Below are 21,433 nucleotides of genomic sequence, written 5' to 3' on the forward strand. Positions count from 1 at the left end.
TTATTTATAATATTAAATCATTATCTCGAATTATCTCTTCTTGATATTTGTTCCAGTCAACTTTAGTAACTTTTGCTTCATCATATGTCCATAATGTGATAATTTCACCTTCCTCAGAGGATGATCTCTCAACTTGCTCAATATTCTTACGAATATATACATATACCTTTGAACTTATGTCGTCAAATGCATCTGGTTTAGTATCTTGTGAACCTTCTACGTGTTCCCAATCCAATAGTTTTTCCATAAACGTTTTCACCCACTTTCAATTATTCAGTTCCAGCCAATGGTCTACATGAAATAAACGTTCCTATAGCTGTGCCAGTATTAGTTGGTGTGGCATTATTGTGCATAGAGAATATTCCGCCTTGCTGTGTATTGGATGTTCCAACGTTCGACATTCCCATAGCAGGACATCTTAGGCCTGTGTCAGTTGTACCTCCATTGGCATAATCACACCAATATGTACTTGACGACCCAGTTCTAGTATTTGGAAAGAAGCCATATTCGCTAATATTCATAGTGTTAATATACCCACCTGATGCGGCTGTGGTATTTGATTCGAATGGCATTGCTATATACCCACTCCCAGTATCATTGTAATTAGCGGTGGTTGATCCATCATACATCCCTTCAGTTAATTTAACTTTATAAATATGGTTCTGATAAAGTAATCCAGCAACTCTACCAGATCTAGCTCCCCAGTAGTTTTCGATACCAAATAACTTGAGGTCTGTATTATTTGCGTTATTTCCCCAGAATAGCCCTTTTGCATTAGCAGTTCCATTATAACTTGCAGACATACTATCCCCACCAGACGAGCATCTACTATATCCGAAACGAGCCTGACTGTTTCTAGATTTACCCATTAATAATAGAAGTATCTGAAACAGCAGCCTATTGGCATAAGTATCTATATTCCAGATATCCTTGTTACTTGGGTTATTTGCTTTTGCTCTGGTAAGTTCAGATGATAGAGAAGAAGCACCATATATATTATTGGACAAACTTCTATATCTAGGATTAATATATGAATGACTGTAAATTGCTATGTAGAAATATGGTATTACATCACCGTTTATATCAATATGAGACCAACACTTAAAATCATCATCCACTTGTTTATCAGACACCAACACCGTTGTTAGATTTGTAGTTTCGTTATGACTTATTTTATAATATACCAGCGGTATTCCAACCATCGCATTCCCACCGTACGATGTATTACTAATGTCTGATGCCGTACCATCTAATTTCTTGGTATAATCATTTGGGTCTAACAGATATCCAACTGTACCATCATACTTTAACATACATGGTTTCAATCCTTTTATAAACCAAGCATCTGTCCAACTACCATACTCAAATTCACCTGTGGTGAAATTCATCTTCGCGGGTGTAAAATATTTATTATCTTCTATATATGAAATACTTGCATAAGGGTCTGATTCATTGTTATCAATAACAAACCCATACAACGTGTAGTCTCGGTCATCATCGCCTTTTTTCTTTTGCCAAGTTATATCTAAGGGAAATTGTCTAGGTGAATCATATGATTTACTTTTCGCTTGCAACCAAGAATTTTCCAGTGGTGATTGTCTTGGAATATCAGTTATATTGTCTGTCATCTTAATCACCGCCTACTTAAAGTAAATTTGTTACATAAATAAAATAATCAATACTAGTCACTGAAGTTCCTTTGTTATTAAATTTAATATGTATGCTTTCACTATTATCTTTATCTTCGCATGGAGTATTAGCAATATCTTGTATCGATGATGCTTCCAAACTTTCATAGATAATTAATCCATCGGTACTTTTATTGTAAATTTCGACAGATATATTTTCATTTGAAGAATTACTAATATATAATGTACGGATATCGTACTTATTAAATCCCGTATTTAAGTGTAAAAACGAACTGTCACCCGCAGCAACAGTCACCTGTCCTGATATTTCCTTTAACTGTGGCACGCCACCACCTCCTCCTACATTATCCCAATAACTAGCATCTGTTTCAAATGATGTACTTGACAAATGGTTTGTGTTACATCTCTTTGTGGTATTATTTATCCATACTAAATCACCAATGATATAACTTGTTGTCGATTGCCATTCTAAAACAGCCATTCTTAAGCTAGGCTTATTTGTCAAATCATTGTAATTTCCACTAAAATGTTTGTTCCAGCTCTGTATCATTTCAGTAGTAATGGTTTCGAGAAGTGGAAGATTGCCGTGAGTATGCAATTCTTCATGTGTATGATTTGTATTTGATTTTTCATTCAAGGCTGATTGTAATTGAGAAGTTGTAATATACTCTTGTAAATCAATATTTGTACTTCCGAGGTTAGCCCAACTATTACTTATGTACATATATTGATTATATACAGACTCTCCGGCAGACATTAAATAAATAGTGGTAGGAGATATGTCTATAGTTGGTAATTCTTCAACTATTAAGGTTGTAAGTTTATTAATATTACTTACAAGATTAGTTACTTCATTTTTTGTATATACTTCATTTTTTGAATAATAATTAAGAAGATTAGTTACCGTATTTTTGATAAAGTTTTCATCATTGGTTAGCTGAGACAATGCAGTTGGAATAGTAGGTATATCAGTCAAATCATTAAAGCTTATGATTGTATTAGGCACAGCAACATAGCCAGTGTCGTAATCACCGATAAACCATCGTCCAGTAGTATCGTCAATACGAGGAGTAGTACCAGCTTCGCCACGTTCCCCCTTAATTGTCGACAATGAACCAACCGGTATGGTATTACCATTTGATAAAATAGCAGTTATATTATTGTCTTCTGAAATGTTCATAGAAACAACATAAATGCCGTCTTGTCCCTTAGTTCCCTTTATAGATTCTAACCAATCAGACTCAGTTCCCTCAAATCCATTTAAAACGGCTATTTCATAAGCGGATTTTCCGTTTTCTCCTGGATCTCCTTTTATGGCACCACCACCCACCATTGTCTCTTCAACAAAAGACTTAGTGAATGATTTGGTTAAAGATGAACCAATAAAATCTATTGCCATTTTTACACCTCCGATAAATTTTTCCAACCGAAGCCGAAAAGCATATATACCATAATTCCTCCGCCTACGTTGCCAACAACACAAGTTGAACCCATTGGTGCAAATTGCTGATAAGAATTAAACGCCCCTTTTCCTCTTGACGTAGTTGTGGGCAAATCATTTATTTCTTCTTCTGTATCACAAACAAATTCCATTAGTCCAACGGTTGATTTGTCTCCGTATCTAATACATGTTCCTGCCATTTTGTTTCCTCGCTTTCTTTTGTGTATTGTCGATTTTTGACATAAATAAAACCGACAATCATAACTTGAAAGTCGGATAAATAGTTGCTTATTTTCTAAGGAAAGGGTGAGATTCGAACTCACGGTGGTTTTACCCACTCCTGTTTTCAAGACAGGCGCAACAAACCAAGCTCTGTCATATTTTCATTTTATGTCAGCGTGAAGCATTGTAATTAGCTGATTTCGGCGTGTACTTTGCCAGTTTTGAATCCACATAATGGAAACTGCTTAATGTCTTTACTCGGTGAAAAAACTTTAAAGAGACAATGTAATATTTGCCACTTTATACAAAACTCACAAGCCAAGTTTTAATCCTGTATAATAATGCTTCTATGATTAACTAAATGTAATATCAATCGAAGCGGTTACATCACTTACAATTCTAATAGAATCTGTCGGATATTCTTTATATAATTCTAATAATACAGATTCTAATTCCTCTAAATCATCGGTTTCGAAGATGGTAGTGGTAGAGCTTGACTCTGTTGTAGATGTAATCTTGTAATATTCCCAAAGATTCTTATTTTGGGTGCCATATTTCATAAGAATGTTGTATTTCATTATTTATTCTCCCTTTCAATCATTTTTCTGTTAATGGGCATAATAGGATTTGAACCTATGACTCATCGCTTAAAAGGCGATTACTCTAACCAAACTGAGTTATATACCCATGAAAAATAGGAGAGTACTGACGACTCTCCTAGGAATTCCGTGGTTGTCATGTTATTTTAGAAGGTGACTAGACCTTTAGGCTCCACTGGCACGTTATTACCTACGATTTTAAGCTATTCACTGCTTTTTTAATAAATTATCCAACCACAATTGGACAAATAGACCTTGAACCACGCAGGTTATCAAGGTACGATCACTTATTATTATTGGCTGCTTTACGCTCCATTATGCCCATAGGATTGACCACATTTAATCTAACTTCCCACGCACGTCAGAACCAATAATGTTATATATTATTGCTTATATGTATATATTCTCCGTTTGAAATTTGGAATTCAAATTAAATAATTACATTATCTTTTAGTTTTCTTACTTTAGACGTATCGGTTTTGATGTAAAATTTCTTAGTTACATCGGTTCCGGCGTGGTTCAACATAGTAGAAACATCCTCTAAGCTGATACCAGAATTTTTAAGCAATGTAGCATACGAATGGCGAAAATCATGAGGATGTAGCGTAGGAACTGCAATCATATTTCCAATTTTCTTACACCATTCATTCAAAGTCCCATCTTGAATAGGCTTATCTTCCCTCACATACGGAGTGATAAATAACCAACCGTAATCATTTATATTATTTTCTTTACGATAGTCTATAAGTTTTTCTAAACATTCTTTTGTTTCCACACTAAATGATAATTCAACTAACTTTCCCTCTTTTTCAAGTACATTAGAACAAATACGTTCTTCCAAGTTAACTTGATCCCATCTTAAATTTGCAACAGCATGAACTCTTGCCATTGTAGTTAAAGATAGAAAAGCATACGTTTGTAACTGAACATCACCATATTCCTCAAGCTTTTCACGCATTAATTGTACTTGTTCTTTTGTAAGATATGTTTGAACAGCTATAGGTTGTCCTGCTTTCGGTCTGTCTATAAATTCGACAGGGGATTCTTTAATAATTTTCTTTTTTCGAAGGAATTTATAAAACGCTGATATAGAAGACATAACTCGCTTTTGTCGATTTACGTTATTGCCCTGTTGCTTTCGCCAATAATAGTATTCGGTAATATCGTCTTCTGATGCTTCAGTAGCGGATAGATTGAACTGCGTATCATGCATAAATATAAACCATTGCTTTAAATCTGAGTTATATGCATCAATAGAATTCTGTGATAAATCTCGAATTGACATATCTACCTGATATTTCTGAAATAATTTCAATGTTTCTGGATTAATATTTTTAAGTTTTTCTTCATCGTGCATTTTAATTCGTTTACTACGTTCTGCCATTTTGTCACTTCCTTTCCGTCCATTTACTAACCAGCCTCATTTACTGGTAGGTAGCTACTTTCACCGCCCACATATTCTCTAAAATAAATTACGCTACTTCCTTAAAATACTCTAACAACTTCTTTGTAAGCCAAATTTGTCCTTTTCCGGATAATAGAGGGGTATAGGTTATGTATTTCTTACCATTTCTTTCATTTATATTTTCCTTGTATTTCATATATCCTGAATCTAGCATTTGTTGTGAAGGTTTATTTTTTAAATTGTAACTTGAACACAAATATCCTTCATCTCTACACCAATCCATTATTTTGTTTCTACCAAAAGATATATTGCTGTTATTTTGAAACGTTCCAGCAAATTCGCCAAAATTTATACAATTTTCAGCGACCGCTATAGCATCATGAAATTCCTCTTTTGGTTTCATTCTTTCGTTATCAGCTATAAGTGGAGCAGTGGCAAGTTCTACTAATTTATTGTGGGCATTGACAACTTCTAAAGAATCTTTACTAAACAATTGTAATTTGAGTTTTTCTTCTTCTGAAAGGTAACTGCCTGCTTTTAATTTTTCTTCCATAACATTAAAAGCATTAATGTATTTTAATTTCCATTCTAATGCTTTCTTTCCTGTAAATCCCATAGCTAAAAGCGAAAATCCGTCACGATTAATATCAAAACATCTATATTCTTTTCCACGATTTTTGTAGGTAGTTTCATAAAACATTTCGCTATCCAAATTTGGACAGCCAGATATCAAATTATCAATATCTCTTAATACGTGATTGTGATTCTTTCCAAACTTTTCAGAAATGTCACGACTGCTTGCTAAAATTTCTCCATTTTTACTTTGTAAAACGATTTCATTCATAAATAACTTTCTCCTTTTATTTTATATCTGTGTGGTTATTCCCACATATTTTTTAATAAAAGGAGAGGATTTATTACTGTCTCACGACATGTACCTCTCCATGATGTAATCAACATTTCGCTGATTACTTGATAGATGGAGGCTCGGTGTTCTCCGAGAAGGTATCCTTTTGTGCAATTAGGAACGTACCCTAATATTCGTTTGCACAAGTGAACCGCCCACGCCAATGGAAACGGTCATTTTGTGTTAATTGATATTTAATCTGGCAGGAGAGTAATCTCTCTAATGAGTTATTCTCCAAACAAAAAGAAGATTGCGCTATAACACACAATCTTCCTATAAATTACATTTATTATTTTCGTCTACCATATAATCCGCATAGCAAATCATCAAACTTATATATCTCGTCTAACATATCTTCGAGATAGTCCTTGCTCTTTAATATAGTAGAAAACATAATCATCCAATCGGTAAAATTATCAAGTCCGTCGCTTAGCTTGTTATTTAATGTGTTTGATAATGTATTACAATTACATTTTTCACACCCACATTCGTAATCTTCATCAACTTCTTCACCAATCTCAAACGCATAAACTATATCACTTTTTACATATGGAATTATCTTAGAATTGCATTCGTTGGAAATATATGTAATTGTAGAAGCCTCGACAACATAGTTATTATTTCTTTTAAATTTTTCACACCAGATTCCGTCAAAATTAAGAGAAATTACGTACTCGTCCCAATAATCTTCAAATTCTTCACGATGAATATCTATGGATGCAATATCATATCCGAAACAGATTAATCCTTTAATGATTTCTCTTGCTTCTTCGTATTTTGCAATGATTGATAAATCACTATAATTCTCTTTATTTAAAGATTCAAATTTGTCTGCAATATCACAGCACAGTTCTTCTACATTCTCAAAATATAATGTTTTCAAATAAATTCACCACCAATCAGATTAAGCCAACTGCTTGGCAGTTTTACTCATCTTAAACGTAATCTCATCATGCTCAGGAACACAGTACTCTTCGCCCTTGCGTTCGCCTAACATAATCTTTCCGGTTCTTTCAGGAACATTTTTTACTTTAAATGCACCAAGATTACCAAGTGCAACCTTTTCATCTTTGTTTTCTGCTAAAGTTTCAGTAACAACATCAATGTATGCTGATAATACTGCCTCGACATCTTTTCTTGAAATTTCCACCTTTTCTGATACTGCTTTTAATAATTCGTTCTTTACCATATATTTTAAATCTCCTTAAATTCTTTAATTTATTTTTTTAATAAAATAGAAGAGTAGTACAAACCATTCTTCATAGATAAGCACACGACGCCTACAACATCTGTACTTTGCAGCAATAGTTTTTTCTTGTGTCATTGCTGAATTGTCCACATTATTTAGTAGGAATTTTCTTTTCGGCTAATCCTAACTGCCATATTACGTAATTATGCATTGCCGTAATCAGAAGGCTCATGGACTCAGGTTTGGTCAACGCTACTATAATCCATTTTTCGCATAATAATAGCCAATCTACTTGTGATTGACTTATTGTTGTTAATCTAATGTAGTTCTATCGGACAATAAGCCCTTACACCTTTATTAGTACAAATACAAACCATTTGACTAGGTTTGCCCGTTAAACGTTTCTCGATGGTATAAGAGTCACCACATCCAGCCAAAGAGCCACCACGAATCATTTTTACACTGTTTGTTTCATCAACAGAGCAAGTGTGCATATGTCCAAATGTGATTGCGTAAGGTAAAAAACCTAAACTCATACATAGACTTGAAACTCCAGATTTACTAAAAGCATCGTAGTCACCATGTACCCCGATATATGTTTTTCCTCGAATGGATATGTCAGATATACCAGTATCTAAATTTCTCTTAAGCACATGAAAATTTTCAATATGTTTCAATGATAATTCCACGCCCCAACTAATCACATCATCAAGTCTCTCGTCGTGAATAGAATCGTCTTTTCTGTCCATACGAGAGTGATTGCCGCTAACATTGGACATGAATACTGTCTGAAAACATTTTGTTAATTCATAACAAAAAGATGATATTAATTCTGTCGCTATTTTTATCTGCTCAATTACATTTTCTCTATTTGTGACTTGTATTGACTTATGAATATTTCCTGAAATAAGGTCACCTTGGCAAGAAACATAGCATTTTTCAGAATTGTGCAGTTTTTGAATTGCAATAACTTCGTTCAATAACTGATTTAACCTTCTTTTAGCTACGTCAGAATTATATTCTCCAAAAAAAGAGGAAAATGTTTGTCCAATATGTAAATCACTCAAAATAATTAAAATGTCATTGTCTGAGTCGATAGTTACTTTTTCGTGAGTTTCAAAATTTGCATTACCTAAAGAAAGCAATTCATCTTCGAGTTTATCTAGTTTTTGTTCAACTCTAGCATCAATATAATTTTGCTTTTGCCATGCATTTCTTTCATCTCTGAACTTAATTTTTTCCCGTTCCAAATTTCGCCTTTGAATTTCAAATTCTTTTAATTGATTATCTGACTCTATAAATTTGGTTTTGTTTGCATTAAGCATTTTTTCAAAAGCTTGATACTGCTTCCTGAATTTCGATTCTGTAAATACTGTGTTTAAAAGATTATTTAAAATATTAGCAACTTCTTGCCAAGATCCTATAACTTCTTTATTAGAACAAATTCTATATATTAATTCTTCATCTGATTCATTCTCTAATCTTTTTAAGTCAATTCCGATAAGTCACACCGCCCTTACTCATTTGATAAATCAGAAGTATCCGCAATTTCTTCTTCCGTCTTTTCTTTCATGGAAACATCAATGTGCTTGCCTGCAAATTTCTTGTAAAAATCAGCAAGGTGTTTAATTTCTCCGTCTAAATCCATTGTTAATCCATCTTCGGATACGATACCTGATAACTTAATTTCTTCGGTAGTTGTTACTTTATGTACAATTGCATTCTTTGCCATATTATAAAATCTCCTTTTCATTACTAAATTTGAGCATAAAAATAGAAGAGTAGTGTCTACTCTCCAAATTAATTTACATTACCTGTTTAACAATATTTGATTTTCGAATCTTATTTAGATCAATCATACCTTTTCTGGATTCGGTAAAATAATACTTTTTGTATCTGGTGTAAGTATGATGTAGATCACCTTCATTTCCAAACGAATAACCTAACTTCTGTAACTCAACACTTTCTGATTTTGTAATCTGAATTATGAAAAAACCTTCTTTCTTGTTTTGTATTCCGTAAAATACGGTAATTGGGCATGAGTGATTTGAACACTCGACATCCTGATCCCAAATCAGGTGCTCTGCCAAACTGAGCCAATGCCCATAAAAATACCAATGACAACACTACCAGAACGGTAATGTTGCCATCGGCTTGAAAGGAAATAAGATTATTATTAATCACTTTTATATTCTCTTCCTATGGTTCCCTTATTTTTAAAAGAGGAAAAATCACGGGAGTTACCCGTATAGCATATGGAAGTATCCCATATTTTTTAGATGGGTCGGTTTTCTCAAAAAGTAACTTTTCAGTAACTATTTAATGTTTATATGTATTTTTAACTCTGGTTTTTATAGTATTCGATATGGAAAAAGAGGGATATATAACGCCTGCTATTGTTTTTTCTTTCACGCCAAATAAATTTTTGTACGTAGTTTCTTTTCTTGATTTCGTTTTATAAACACCTAGTCCGGGCACGTCAACACTTTCTCCATTAATTAAACTTTCAATAATTAGGTTAGAAGAAACATTATACATCTCCTCCACAGCATAGTTAGAAAATCTTCCTCTCTTTGCAACTTCCTTGATAAATTCATTTTTTGTCAATCAAACTTCCTCCGTATCTCTTGAATTTTATGTCATATAGTTTTAAATCCCCATCGTAACTTTCATCAATATATGTATCAGATGGATTAAGTTTTTTCATTAATTCTAAAACTGCTTCATTTTCATAATTAAACAAAGCAAAAAATAATAATTTGGAAATATGAGAGTATTTTTTCATATCAACATATTCCACCAACGAAAACATAGTATGTACGTTAATTTTTATGTTTTGAATATTAAATACCAAATCATCTTTATATTGAGACGTTAATAAATATTTTTCGCTTACTTCATAATAATCTTTCGACCAAACTGCATTAATTGACGACATTGTAGTTTCACACATTTTCACAATTTTGCTTAGCTGTTTTTTATTCACTGAGTTCTGATTAAATTCTGCAAATCTAAAACAGTGCGAGAGAGGAATAAAATCATTAGCATCAGTTTTTTTTGAACGATATTGATTTATTTCTCTTAGCAAATAATCCATGGTTGTTTCATGATAGTTATATTTTTTTCTTTGTGAGTCTCTATAACCCTTTGTTTGAGCTATAAATCCAAGAAAAGCCGGCTTAATTGTCTTATTACTAAATGTTGTCTTTTTCCACTTCTCTTTAATTTCTCTTATTTCTTTACCAGATGAAATGTCAAACTCTTTTTTTGCCTTATCAATCTCGATACAGCTTAAAACATTTAATATACAAATATCATGATATAATTCTTTGATCTCATCGTAGCATGAATTTAATGTTTTTCCAGACTTATTAATATAATCCCACATCAAAGTATTTAATTCCTGTGATAGATTCACGATTTCGCCAATCTTATTTTCACTGGTTTTATAATCCAAATCAGATTTTTCTTTTGCCGTGTATATTCTTTTAACCTTATTAGCAGGGACTCTATTAGCTGGGACTTTAAATACATCATAGTTTTTTAAAGCAGCATTTATAAGAATTGAATTGTTTGTCACTATCATCTGATCTGAGTCGTAGTCAGCACCAGAAAGTCTTTCCAGAATATTCTCTCCAATAGCATTTAAACACACGATTTCATCAGTCAAGTTAAAATACTTATCAATCATATCGTGTTTAATATTTGTTGAAACAAGAAGGTTTGAAGTTGATATATGAGGACTTCGACAACCTAACACTTTTTCCCCAAATGGGTATCTGGTTGTATGTATATTTCCACACGGAATAGAAGAGTGTCCATTAAACAATCCTATACTATGGAGCAACATTTCATAGGGATTGCCAAATAAGACTGAATAATTTCCATCAATTAAAACGTGTCCTCTTTTCATATTTTTTAAATATGCCTTACAGGCTTCCCTTTTAAAGTCATAAAAATATTTTGTTTTATAAAATTCATCTGATAGATTCATCATAGTGTAAACAATATCATTTTTATCTTTGAATACATTTGAAAGACTTTCATCTATATTATCAAGTAATGAACATTTTACATGATATTTTAATACATCTGTATCAGTATTTAATAAATTCACATAATCCAAAGATGGTTGTAATAAAGTATGAACGTCTTTCCTTGACAATTGTAAAGTATTCAATAACTGATAGTGGCACTGAACCATCCTACCTCCAAAAAAATGAGTCTTTTTTTCATGTTTTACGACACTGAAAGTAGAGTTTATATTTTTTAACCACTGCATAATAGGAGCAAATTTGGCGTACTTAATGCTATTTGGGGTTGTAATCAATTTTATATCTTCAATTTTGTCAGTCAATGTAATAGATTCTGGGTGTAGTTGTGAAATTTGAGTAATGTTGTTATCAGAAAACCACGTTTGAATATTTGTATTAAAACAACAGGATTTGAAAAATCTATTCCTTAGAAGAACCATACCATATTCTTTATAATCACCCATTATGCTTATATCAATTAGAGATTGTCCATCGAAAATTGAATTTGACACTTCTACATCATCTTCTTTAACTGTAATTCTTTTATTTTCATCCATTCCGACAACTACAGAATTTTCCACAAAAGTACTATCATGGTCTGGTATGATTAGAATACTCTTTGGGTCAATGGTAAGAATATCAATAGCACTACTAGTTGGAAGAGAGATATACGATTCCAAAGCCGCTAAATCTACTGCATCCCCCTCTGATATGTCTAATCCACACATTTCCCATAAATGAATTTCTGGATACAGGCTTTCCTCGACAAATAAGCATTTGCCAACCCTTGACGAACCAGACGTTCTTTTAAGCCTTATGTAGTGATATCCATTGCAATTAAAACCTTTTTCATAAAGATAATCTCGTAATTCCTTTTTAGAAAGAACAACTCCTACATTTTTGCTATCGTACACTAAATTTCCGAATTTATCCTCAACAAAAACAAAACCACTTGGTAATTCTAACGAAGTCATGTTTTGCGTTGGAATAGAAGTAATTATCCCAACTATAACACCAGAATCCTGAGCAACGTTATCTTTAAAACATAATTCTTCTAAAGAATATCCGTCCATTACATAGGTATTCTTTTTTACTTTATTAAAATCCCGACTAGTATATTTGAAGGTTACATTTATGATTTTATCACTGTACTCTTTTCCATTATGGGAAAATGTAAACTTCATGTTTTTGGAATAGATAGACTTTACAATCTCTCTAATTTTTTCGCTATCAAGGCTATAGTCTAAAGAGTTTACAAATCTGTTATAATTAATATTTCCTGATTTTGTCACAAGTCTGTAACCAATTTTATTTTTTTCTTCTTCTTTGAAATTGTTTGCCAAATATAAATCTTTGGCATCAACTGAAGGTATATAGATGGAATTTCTCATTAACAAGCCTCCATAAATCTTATTCCATAATTATTCTCTGTGTATTCTAATAAGGATTTCATATTATCAAAAATATCTTGCTTTATATCACTTGAATTACATAGTGAGATATATTTAAATTTAAGTTCTTTATTAGTATTTGGTTCTATTAAACAAAGCATAATAAAATTTCCGTCAAAATTTGTAATTTTCCACATTTTGTTTTTACAAGAATTTACTAAGTCTATATACTTTGAAATCTTTATATGCTGCTTATTTTGTTTTTCTATGCATTTTACAAACATTTCTCTTATATTTTTTTCAAAATTTCCAAACACATCTTGATTACTATACTCATACTCAGAAACTAAAGTACACCCATTTAATAAAGTAATACGTCTATAATCATCAGAAACTCTTATTTTTAAATAATCATTTTGATTACACATCTCTGTTAGTTCAAAAACAACATTTTGATATAGTTGATTATTCATCAATGCTGCTTTAATTAGTTCATTTTCTAAATCAACTAATTTTCCACGTTTATATTCTTCATATTTTTCTTTGATAAAACTTTCAGACAGCTGTGTTGAAATGATTCTTATTTCTCCAATTAATTCTTTTATTTTTCCGCTATGTATATTATCTTCAAATTCGACATCAAAATATAACATGTGAAAATTATATTGCTGTGAAGCCCAATGACTATACGGAACAATGCTTTTGACATAGGATAATGTAGAAATATGTGTTATTCGTTTGAGCAAATTTTCGCATTGTTTAACACGTTCTTGGAGTCGAGAGAATCCTTTCTTAACATCTCCTTCATAATCCAAAGAAAGAATATCTCCTTTTTGAATTTTTACCTTTATAATTTCTTCCTCAAACAATGTATAATCCATATATAAAAATTCTGTTCTGAACTGAATCTCATATATCTTAGGAGAGACTTGTTTTAATGCATATACAATTTTTTTGTCCTTAAATGAATCTAACATATCAAAAAAATAATGATTAATATTATTTTTAAAAAGTTCCTTTAAATCAATACATGATTTTTTCTTAATTGAATAATAGCACCATAGTTTATCTGAATAGTCTAACTTATCAAAATACGCTAAAACATTTTCATCTGTATTTTCTCCATTTTTATATTTCTGTATTGCATTCCAGAACCAATCCAGTCGTTCCCATTGGATCTTGTAATTCAACTTATCCTGACGCTTCCATTCAATTTTTCTCAACGCGATAGTACTGTCGTAATCATTTCTCGTATAGGTTTTAATAAAACAATCTCCATCAGAATAAATTAAATTAAATACTGAAATATCGTTCTTGCATTTTTGATTAATAAAATATCTAGTATCTACCTCAACAACATCATTCCCTAATTCGTCCCATTTAGGAATATATTGCTCCGTTTTTCTATTCGTTGTCCTGATCTCAAAATAAAATATTTTACCAGAAACAGTAGTTACGATAATATCTGGGCGATAATCTCCAAATGAAGTATGTAAAGTTTTTTCAGTCGATACATCTTCAACTTCATATTCAGTGTTATTCACTATAAATTTGCAGCCCTTTTCAAATAGCCAAGTTTTACAAATATAGTGAACGAATGTTTCCTCATTGCAGCCACCCGTTTCATGATAGAAGTGTGGTTGTACTTGATAATTAATATCCTTCTTGTAGGCTCTTGGTTTAATAATCCCCTTGCAACACGGACAATAGTATTCTATACAATCTTTTGCATCGTCAATATGAATGTAATTTGCCGACTCATCGGCAGAATCCAGGGCAACTATTAGTTGTGGTAAATCTCTTGTTTCAAATAAAATATCTTTTATGATTTAACCCTCCTTTTCATTTCTACTTATTAATTCTCCAAACGATCCACAAACCGATTGAAATTTCTAATTCATTATTCTTTTTCAATCCTCAATGTGCTACAATACTTACAATGCTATGTGGCAATAGCAGAAGTAAATTCAACCAATAAAGGAGGTTCATAGTTGAGTAATATTTTAATTGTTGCAATAATATCCATCACCATGTTGCAATCAATATCAATTCTGCTTCTCATTTGTAATTCTCTCTCAAAGAATACAAAGAAATTTATCACTTGCGCCAACAAGAAGATAACGAAGCGAATTTTAAGACTCTTGTTAATACATAAAGAGTAACCTTATTGGGATTGAGTTTATGTATATATTGTGTAGGGTCTGGTGTCTGAAAAAATGATATCAGACCTTTCAATCTATTAAATTCAAATCCTCTGTTTTTATTTCGTGTCCAAGCCAATCCAGTAACTGTCTAATTCCACGTATGCACTCATAATGAATAATGTCACCATCTATGTTCTCTAAAAATTCTTCACCATTTATAATACCTTGTCCGCAAATAGAGCAGTGGTAGTCATATTTTGGTGATATATAGTTGGGACAGTGGCAATTACAAGGATCGAATAAGCAAATACTACACATTTTCACCAACCTGACTTTCCGTATGCAATCTAAATCTTTCCTGCTCAAATAGCTCATTTCCTCTATCAAAGCATTTCATCATATACTCATATCTATCTATGTAATATTTAAAGAATCCGTCCGTTAGGAGAGTGGTAATATATCTAGTAACTTCCAATTTGATTTGGTTTCTCTCAGATGCAAATTCAACATTTGCCTGTTTTCCGATTAAATCAAGCATGGATACATCATTTCTTTTTAAATACATGGTGGCGTTGTATTTTTCAGTTTCCCTTTTGAATTCAATCATTGCAACGATTGAATAGTCGTTCATTAAATCTACCTCTATAGTATTAGCTGCTATTATTTTATATCTCAACATTTTAATTCCTCCATTTTTCAATTTTTATTATTTATTTAACTTAACCATACTTCCCAATATCCATCACAGTATTTTGTTTTTAATTCTCTGTTATTAAAATGAAATTTAGCAAGATCCATAATCTGATATATGTAATAACAATAATCCCTTTGACCAGAGCGAATACAACTCAAAATATCATTTATATATGAACAATATTCCTGCCAGTTTGTACATCCATTATATTCACCTTGTGTTTCTTCGTTCCATTTTCCAGATTCTTTTGAATACTTATTTCCAAGTTTTTTTACATCCTTACCATACGGACTCATAAATAGTTTTCTAACATTAAATTCCTTTTGCCACTTTTCATCTGTTAAATTTGGTAGTGGTCTGCCATTTGTATTAGATACAATTTTCATTTCCCTTAATTCTTCAAGTGTCATATGCATGTATTTATTCTCCTCATCTTTGTGTTTTTTCTTTTCTTGTAATAGATTTTCTAACTTGTTAGCATCTATCTGATTACTAATTCTCTTTTTGTTTGGGAAACTAGTGTTAAAATCTTCAATGTTTATTTCACCTGAATAAATGGTAGTGCTAGTTTTAGTGTTGTGACCGGTGGTATTATGATTTCCTAAATCTGTGCAAGACGTAGTTTTTATTGTCATATATTGCTTTGTTTCTCCTTTTCTGTTTCCAAATAAATTTGTTATTCATTGACTTCTCCTTTTGTGATTGCCAATTCTGGTTAATAGTTGTTTGACGATTGTTTGTTGATGTGGTAGGGTAGTGGTGTTGTATATTAATTCTCCGTTTAATTTTCATAAACTCACTTATCTTGATTTTTCTTTCTTCTAATTTGATTTGGTTATTTCGTTTCCTTTCTAATAAAATCATATTTGTTAAAAATATCGGTGTCTCGTATTTTTTCCAAATATTCTTCATATTTATTTTTTTCATATAACAACTCATATTTTTTATTTTCAGAAACGACATAGTTGTATATATCTTGTATTTCTCCATTTGAATATTTGTTTTTTTCATTATTTTCATTTGACTTTTTTAATTGGTTAAACATTTGGGCAAATCTACGATTGTTATTAACCGTATTGATATTTTTTTGAATATATCTATATGAAGATTTATATTTTTGCTGATTGGATGCGAAAATGTCTATATACTCTTTGTCACATGGCCTTCCGTATACATTTGATAGCTGCTTAATATTATTTTTGTCATCAATAACAAAATCATTTTGGCGATTAACATATAGTAATCCAAGTTCCTCTAATATTTTCGTATATTCAATTACAGTTCTAATAGATATACCTGATTTCTCGGCGATAAAGTCAATTGTTAAATTACCGACTACTCTTGTTTTACTTTGATGTGCGTCCAGATATACTTCAATAGAAGCACTAATGGTTCCAATTAAAAATACACAGAACTTTAATAATAAAAAACAATTTACATTTTTTGCTTTAAATATAATCTGAACTTCATTAAAGCTTATAATGGTGAATCTTTCTTTTTCAGTGTCAAACCAAATACTATCGCAATTTAGAAAATAACAAGTCTGATATGAGCCTTCATGAATAACCACTCTGTTCTCAATTAATTCATCAAGCCCGGTTTTAATGTATTTAATCATTCGTTTTGTCGGCTTTTTATCCATAGTGAGATAGTATGTAATTTGATAGGGTGTTAAACAATGATGGTTTATGGATGAGTTACACAAAGCCTTTATTGCACAATAAGTAGCAATGGCATAAGTAGAGTAAGTTTGTGAATTATAAATTTTTTCAGGAATAAATAATTGTAAATCGTATTTTTCTTCTTTTATGGGATAAAATCTCCTTTCTCCTTGAAAATTCAAGGATATTTTTTATCAGGGTGCAAAAAACGTGCCAAAATGAACTTTCTATCCTATAGACGTGGTGCAAAAAACGTGCCAATCTGGTACGTTTCGTGCACACTAATTCAACTACTAAGTAATTCAAATACTAAGATTATATAGGGTCTCTATTGATTTGGTTTTTGTGACGGTAAATGGGTACATGGTTTTATTCTCTATTCAATTTCTAATTCTTTTTCTTGTAAAATTCCATATTGGCTATTCTCCTTATTTGGTTTGAACATTTCCTTCTCTGTTGGGTATCCATATCATATAAATTCTCTAATTCGTTTAAGATATTTCTGTATAAGGAACCTTTGTTAATATTGAAATGTTCTTCTAGCAGCGTATATTTTGGAGACATTTTTCTAAACCATGGATTATAAGGTTTTCTATATATAGGTTCTGTTAATGCTGTTTGTTGAAGAGATTGAGATTCTTCTAATTTAGATATCCGAATATCTCGTCGTTTCTATTGCGATAGAAGTCACATTCCATCTCTCCAAATTTTTCAGTTGTAATAAGTTTTAAATTGCTCATAAAATAAATCTCTCCTTTGCATATTGAAAATTTGTGATTTTGTTTCCAATATTTATTTCTCCGTTTGTGATGCGATTATTTGTAAAAATGACGATAAAATATTGTCAGTAATAATAGGGATAGTGGTGTAAGATATAATTCTCTACTTGAAATTCAAAACTTGGAAAAATATTAACAATAATTTTGTTATGGTTGTGTGTAGTGAAATTTTCTATTTAATGTAAAATCTAATCCATTTGTTTTTTGAAATTAAATTAGTAGATATATAAAATTCTTTATATGCGATTGCTTAACTTTTTGGGTACTTCTAAGAGTAAATTTCGTTTTAAATAGTCTTGGCGATAATCAGATAGGGTAGAAGAGTAAATTTGAAATTTGAGTTGTGAGAGTGGTTTTTTGTAAGCAATAAAAAATAGATGAGATTATTCCCATCTATTTATAAATGTGATTAAGTAACAATATATTTTGTTACATTGATATTCTTCTTCATAAAATTTAATGCTCACAAGATAAATTTCGATTTTTATTTATAAAATGATAAATTGGTCATGTGATTTAGTTTTATTGAAATTTGGTGCTAAAACGTATCATTTTTGCCTTATTTCTCGGTAAGAAATAGTTGAGTTTTGGTGAGATATTTAGATGATATTGTTTAGATGGCTGTGAAAGATGCAAGGAATTGCTATGTAAATTTACTATATAATTATAAATTAAAAAGGAGAGTTCGGTAGAAGGGTTGTTTAAAAATTTTTGAGTGGTGTAAAAGTATTAATATCAGTAGATTTGCGTGATTTTTAAGTGAAAATATTAGTGGAAAAATCTAGACTATAAGAGTGGTAAAATGAGATTTTGAGTATTGTTCGACGGAGAGTAGTAAAATCAAGGGTTTGAGGTAATTTAAGTGGTTATTTTGATGTGAAAACAATTATCAGAAAATTTAGTTTTGCTTGTGGTTGAGAGATTTGTTCGAAGTGTTAGTCGAAGTGAATTTGAGCAATTTGGGTTAATTGTTTGTATTCGAAGTGCAATTTTAGTGGTAATGTGTGAGTTGAACTGATAGGGGCTTTTCGCCGGTGGAAACTTTATTTTAATATGTAAACGTACCCCCTATGCATAAAACATACCATAATACTACACTATTACGGTATGTTTTGCTAATAAAAGAACATATGATCAGTGACTAGCAGCAGTTGTTTTACCGTTATGATATTATCAATATGATAATAACAATAGTTCGATTATCATCTTATCAATTAGATTAATATCGAAAATATATCAACTATATTTCGAATAGTAAATATAAAAATAATATAAACTATATAATATAAAGTAACTATAAAATATATACGTACTATCTAAAAGATACCAAACAATATATCAACGCTTTTAGCAATATCATTAATAACATCATTCTTGATCAGTCGCCAATCAATCACCAATCATTCTATAATTCCGGTAAACTTATTTCTACATACATAATCTCTATTTACAGTTTATATTGTAGTTATATTATTCTTGTACCTTATCTCGCTCTACGATATCAATCACCAGGTCACAGCCGATCGCATCGCAATACATTTTTAAAGTATCTATAGTAGGATTGGTACTTTTATATTTCAAGAAATTACTAACAGTGCCTTTATTCAATCCTGTATATTCTACAATATCTTTTTGTTTCTTTCTTGTATCAATCATTTTGTGCTTAATCAAATCTATAACTTTATCTGAATTACCATCATAAATCATTGTATTATTATACCTCAATCATCATATTATAAAACCCTTACTATCTAAATCAGCCTTAATTAATGCTTTGATATAGCTGTTTACACTTTGTCCGGTCTGATCTAAATATGCCTTAACTCTTTTACCTTCTTCTAAATCTTCTTTCTTATAAGCTGCACTTACAACGATAGGTTTATATTTCTCTCTATATCTTCTGTCTGCTTCTCTTTGTGCTTCAGTCATTGCCATTTTAAACCCTCCATATAATATAAAGTTTTTCATTATAACATAATATCATGAATTGGTAAACCTATCAATTGAAATTGTACATATTATATAAATTGGTATACCTATACGGTATTACTTATTGTGAACAATGCTATTTAATAAAAAACATTGGTTTACCTATTGATATATTGGTATACCTATGCTATAATTATATCAAGATAAAGGTAAGGCAATCACACAATTCCAATCACAAAATAAAAGCCTAACCTATTCACAGTAGGTCAAGCCTTTATCTAATAATTACATAGGAGGTGTAAGCATGACGTATCCGATTGGATATCGTAGTAATTGCTTTCTAGCAATGATTAACGGCGAGTTAATGCAGTTTGCAAGCGATAGCGAATACTATGATTACATAAGCTAGCTAACACCATTCACAAGGCAGCTATAAGCGTAAGTCCTTGCGATCTTCCTAACAACAATTATATCAACATCATTCGCACCTTGTCAATTACACTTTCTAAATTGTCTATAACTATGATATAATCATTGCAGTATAATAAATGTATTAAGGACAATAGGAGGTAATAACAATATGAATATAAAAACTAATCACGAACTACAACAAGCGGTGAACAAAGCTATTGAAGAATCAGGAATTAAAAAGACATTCATAGCCGATAAGCTTGGTATAAGTAGACAAGCATTCTATAAAATGATAAATGAAAAAGAGTCTTTTTCTTTAGACGATGCAAATAAAATACTTTCTTTGTTAAATCAAGAGACAGAAACTGTAATAAAGAAAGTTGATAAAAAGTAATAAAATAAGTTGACAGTTACTTCGAAACATGATATAATTATATTAAGTTAAAGGAAAGGAAACAGCGGATCATGAGCTGTTCTCAAAGGTTCATAACCTAACTTTCCAATCGCTCTAATAATCAAATAAAGTAGACAGTAGGCAATTACGACACTGAATAGGTGCAAATCCTTAACCGATTATTAGGGTAACAAAAAAGTCCAGTAGCGACAACTACCAGACTTTTCGGGAATACTGAAATGTGTAAAACAAATTACAATACTCAACCTTCAACAAGTAGAGTATAACACATTTCAAAAAGATTTTCAATTCAGAAAATCAATTCCCAAACAGAGAATTAAAATGTAACAAAGTTTTACAACCGATTGACAATGATCTAGGCAGCCAGTCGTTAATCTTCAAAAGTTATGAGATAGACACAATTCAATATCCTTACTATGAAAATGACAAGGATATCTATATCGTAACTTTCCTATTCTATAAGGGAAGAAGTGAAGCGAAAAGGGTTATAGCTTGAATATATTCTAGTGTGATTGTCAGAGGGTCACAAGCTAGACACTGTTAGTCAATCCTGTAAAAGTAGA

General features: G+C 31.2%; 20 protein-coding genes and 3 tRNA genes. 1 reads left to right on the top strand and 22 read right to left on the bottom strand.

Annotated elements, in window-relative coordinates; all coding sequences use genetic code 11:
* Nucleotides 1-4: 4 nt before the first annotated feature.
* The 22 genes from CTY48_RS06735 to CTY48_RS06840 form a co-directional block, all read right to left on the bottom strand.
* Nucleotides 5-247, bottom strand: coding sequence for a hypothetical protein (locus CTY48_RS06735; RefSeq protein ID WP_099467755.1), 243 nt, complete (start codon nt 245-247; stop codon nt 5-7).
* Nucleotides 248-269: 22 nt separating this feature from the next.
* Entirely contained in the window at nt 270-1,628 is a 1,359-nt protein-coding gene (locus CTY48_RS06740) for a hypothetical protein (protein WP_099467756.1), read from the bottom strand.
* 16 nt (nt 1,629-1,644) lie between these two features.
* Nucleotides 1,645-3,048 (bottom strand): hypothetical protein, encoded by a 1,404-nt coding sequence (locus tag CTY48_RS06745; RefSeq protein ID WP_099467757.1) that lies wholly within the window; start codon nt 3,046-3,048, stop codon nt 1,645-1,647.
* Between the two features lie 2 nt (nt 3,049-3,050).
* Nucleotides 3,051-3,290 (bottom strand): hypothetical protein, encoded by a 240-nt coding sequence (locus CTY48_RS06750; RefSeq protein ID WP_099467758.1) that lies wholly within the window; start codon nt 3,288-3,290, stop codon nt 3,051-3,053.
* A gap of 98 nt (nt 3,291-3,388) precedes the next feature.
* Nucleotides 3,389-3,475 (bottom strand) — tRNA-Ser (locus CTY48_RS06755).
* Nucleotides 3,476-3,665: 190 nt separating this feature from the next.
* The gene (locus CTY48_RS06760) at nt 3,666-3,890 is read right to left on the bottom strand and encodes a hypothetical protein (protein WP_099467759.1); all 225 of its coding nucleotides are present in this window, start codon (nt 3,888-3,890) and stop codon (nt 3,666-3,668) included.
* Nucleotides 3,891-3,924: 34 nt separating this feature from the next.
* A tRNA-Lys gene (locus tag CTY48_RS06765) sits at nt 3,925-3,999 on the bottom strand.
* Nucleotides 4,000-4,341: 342 nt separating this feature from the next.
* Nucleotides 4,342-5,295 carry a tyrosine-type recombinase/integrase gene (locus CTY48_RS06770; protein WP_099467760.1) on the bottom strand — a complete coding sequence of 318 codons (954 nt, stop codon included), beginning with the start codon at nt 5,293-5,295 and terminating at the stop codon, nt 4,342-4,344.
* Nucleotides 5,296-5,383: 88 nt separating this feature from the next.
* Nucleotides 5,384-6,160, bottom strand: coding sequence for a phage regulatory protein/antirepressor Ant (locus tag CTY48_RS06775; RefSeq protein WP_099467761.1), 777 nt, complete (start codon nt 6,158-6,160; stop codon nt 5,384-5,386).
* A gap of 352 nt (nt 6,161-6,512) precedes the next feature.
* Nucleotides 6,513-7,106 (bottom strand): hypothetical protein, encoded by a 594-nt coding sequence (locus CTY48_RS06780; protein ID WP_099467762.1) that lies wholly within the window; start codon nt 7,104-7,106, stop codon nt 6,513-6,515.
* Nucleotides 7,107-7,127: 21 nt separating this feature from the next.
* Nucleotides 7,128-7,412 (bottom strand): HU family DNA-binding protein, encoded by a 285-nt coding sequence (locus CTY48_RS06785; protein WP_099467763.1) that lies wholly within the window; start codon nt 7,410-7,412, stop codon nt 7,128-7,130.
* Between the two features lie 317 nt (nt 7,413-7,729).
* Entirely contained in the window at nt 7,730-8,737 is a 1,008-nt protein-coding gene (locus tag CTY48_RS06790; RefSeq protein WP_236354788.1) for a hypothetical protein, read from the bottom strand.
* Between the two features lie 191 nt (nt 8,738-8,928).
* Nucleotides 8,929-9,144, bottom strand: coding sequence for a hypothetical protein (locus tag CTY48_RS06795; protein WP_099467765.1), 216 nt, complete (start codon nt 9,142-9,144; stop codon nt 8,929-8,931).
* A 300-nt stretch (nt 9,145-9,444) separates the two neighbouring features.
* Nucleotides 9,445-9,518 (bottom strand) — tRNA-Pro (locus CTY48_RS06800).
* Between the two features lie 213 nt (nt 9,519-9,731).
* Nucleotides 9,732-10,019 carry an HU family DNA-binding protein gene (locus CTY48_RS06805; RefSeq protein WP_099467766.1) on the bottom strand — a complete coding sequence of 96 codons (288 nt, stop codon included), beginning with the start codon at nt 10,017-10,019 and terminating at the stop codon, nt 9,732-9,734.
* Nucleotides 10,006-12,837 carry a hypothetical protein gene (locus tag CTY48_RS06810; protein ID WP_099467767.1) on the bottom strand — a complete coding sequence of 944 codons (2,832 nt, stop codon included), beginning with the start codon at nt 12,835-12,837 and terminating at the stop codon, nt 10,006-10,008. Before CTY48_RS06810 ends, CTY48_RS06805 begins: the two co-directional genes overlap by 14 nt.
* The gene (locus CTY48_RS06815) at nt 12,837-14,381 is read right to left on the bottom strand and encodes a hypothetical protein (RefSeq protein WP_099467768.1); all 1,545 of its coding nucleotides are present in this window, start codon (nt 14,379-14,381) and stop codon (nt 12,837-12,839) included. The genes CTY48_RS06810 and CTY48_RS06815 overlap by 1 nt, the downstream gene beginning before the upstream one ends.
* Nucleotides 14,382-15,291: 910 nt before the next feature.
* On the bottom strand, nt 15,292-15,660 hold the full coding sequence (locus tag CTY48_RS06820) for a hypothetical protein (RefSeq protein ID WP_099467769.1): 369 nt from the start codon (nt 15,658-15,660) through the stop codon (nt 15,292-15,294).
* 35 nt (nt 15,661-15,695) lie between these two features.
* Nucleotides 15,696-16,310 carry a hypothetical protein gene (locus CTY48_RS06825; protein ID WP_099467770.1) on the bottom strand — a complete coding sequence of 205 codons (615 nt, stop codon included), beginning with the start codon at nt 16,308-16,310 and terminating at the stop codon, nt 15,696-15,698.
* Between the two features lie 200 nt (nt 16,311-16,510).
* Nucleotides 16,511-17,518, bottom strand: coding sequence for a hypothetical protein (locus tag CTY48_RS06830; protein ID WP_143452702.1), 1,008 nt, complete (start codon nt 17,516-17,518; stop codon nt 16,511-16,513).
* A 2,067-nt stretch (nt 17,519-19,585) separates the two neighbouring features.
* Entirely contained in the window at nt 19,586-19,822 is a 237-nt protein-coding gene (locus tag CTY48_RS06835; RefSeq protein ID WP_099467772.1) for a helix-turn-helix domain-containing protein, read from the bottom strand.
* A 21-nt stretch (nt 19,823-19,843) separates the two neighbouring features.
* Nucleotides 19,844-20,050, bottom strand: coding sequence for a hypothetical protein (locus CTY48_RS06840; RefSeq protein WP_236354791.1), 207 nt, complete (start codon nt 20,048-20,050; stop codon nt 19,844-19,846).
* 574 nt (nt 20,051-20,624) lie between these two features.
* Here CTY48_RS06840 and CTY48_RS06845 point away from each other — a divergent pair.
* Entirely contained in the window at nt 20,625-20,849 is a 225-nt protein-coding gene (locus CTY48_RS06845) for a helix-turn-helix domain-containing protein (RefSeq protein ID WP_099467773.1), read from the top strand.
* Nucleotides 20,850-21,433 lie beyond the last annotated feature (584 nt).

Origin of the sequence: Konateibacter massiliensis (assembly GCF_900184995.1) — a bacterium.
In the GTDB taxonomy this organism is placed as follows: domain Bacteria; phylum Bacillota; class Clostridia; order Lachnospirales; family Lachnospiraceae; genus Lachnotalea; species Lachnotalea massiliensis.